Below are 970 nucleotides of genomic sequence, written 5' to 3' on the forward strand. Positions count from 1 at the left end.
CAGCTCTGCCGGCACGCCCCGGGCTTGGCCGAGCGCCGCGCGGGCCGCCGCCTCGTCGTGCACGGCCGCCGGCGTGCCGGTCATCCGCGCCCAGGCCGTGGCCTGCTCCGCGTGCGCGCCGGCCGCGTCCCACTCGGCCTGGGCGGCGAGGGGATAGCAGGCGAGGCCGTGCAGCATGGCGTAGTCCCAGACCCGGTTGTTCTCCTCCGCGTCGCCGACGGCCAGCTCGGTGTGCGTGGCGGCGGCGACCAGCTCGCCGCGCCGGTACTCCGCCTCGCCGAGGAAGCCGAGCAGCTGGCCGATGCGCAGCGGCTCGCCGCGCACGGCCCGGCGCAGGGCGGCGCCGAGGTCGGCGTGGGCGCCGTCGAGGTCGTCGGACCACAGGCGGATCATGCCGCGCGCGACGAGCCCGTCGAGGCCGGCGGGGGAGCCGGGCAGGTGGGCGCCGGTCAGCTCGGCCAGCGCCGCGTCGCTGTGCCCCGCCACGGACAGCCCGAGCGCCCGGGTGAACCAGGCGAACGCCGCCGCCCACGGCGGCAGGTCCGGGTCCGCGACCGCCGCCGCGCCGTAGGTGACCATGTCCGCGTAGTTGACCGAGACGACGCCGAGGATCGCCAGTTGGCTCGCGATGCGCGAGCGCAGGCCCGGCGGTGCGTCGCCGCCCGCGCCCCGGTCACTGTCGACCATCGGGTACGCCCGGCAGAGCCGCTCGCGCGCACCCGCCTGGTCGCCGCTCACCAGCAGCAGGTACCCGTTGACGTAGTCCGACCAGGCGTCGCGCGGCAGGGCGGCGACCTGCTCGGCGTACTCGACGGCGGTGGCGATGTCGCCGGCCACGAGCAGCGCCTCCACGGCCGTGAGCAGCCGGGCTGGCCGGGTCGGCCCGGCCGGGGTGAGCTCCAGCCCGGCCCGCAGGTGCGCCGCGCCCGGCTGCACCCGGCCGCGCGCCAGGTGCTCGGCCCCGCGCCGG

Annotated in this window: 1 protein-coding gene; it reads right to left on the bottom strand. The window is 78.8% G+C overall.

The window, feature by feature from the left end; genetic code table 11:
* Positions 1-970 (bottom strand): hypothetical protein (locus ABD211_RS26845; RefSeq protein ID WP_344137738.1); only part of this gene is annotated, 970 nt, incomplete at both ends.

The organism is Luedemannella flava (genome assembly GCF_039528515.1).
Taxonomy (GTDB): Bacteria; Actinomycetota; Actinomycetes; order Mycobacteriales; family Micromonosporaceae; genus Luedemannella; species Luedemannella flava.